The sequence below is a fragment of the Salmonella sp. SAL4457 genome (assembly GCF_046548235.1).
GTDB classification, from domain to species: domain Bacteria; phylum Pseudomonadota; class Gammaproteobacteria; order Enterobacterales; family Enterobacteriaceae; genus Salmonella; species Salmonella enterica.
In genome coordinates this window covers 1-277 of record NZ_JBGDZO010000389.1, presented here as the reverse complement: position 1 = coordinate 277, position 277 = coordinate 1, and the positions used below count along the sequence as shown (strand labels likewise).

Below are 277 nucleotides of genomic sequence, written 5' to 3'. Positions count from 1 at the left end.
GCGCAGGAAGGTCGGGATCGAAGCCTGGTAGATCGACAGGGACATGGACGTGCTCCAGACAGGGGATAAAGGTGCGTCGAAGGCGGCGCGTCCAGCAGTCTACCCGGCTTTCACGCCAGCGCCAGGGGGCCCGCCTCGTCCCAGTGCGGATCGGCCGCCATCCGTTCGACCAGGAAGTCCAGCAGCGCCCGCAGCGCCGGCGGCATCTGCCGGCGCGAGGCGTACACCGCGTGGATGCCGAGCACCTGCGGCGACCACTCCGGCAGCAGCGCCACCA

Annotated in this window: 1 pseudogene; it reads right to left on the bottom strand. The window is 70.0% G+C overall.

Annotated features, from left to right (window positions below):
• Window positions 1–110: 110 nt before the first annotated feature.
• A pseudogene (locus tag ACLJNW_RS24760) lies at window positions 111–277 on the bottom strand (LysR family transcriptional regulator); the annotation flags it as partial.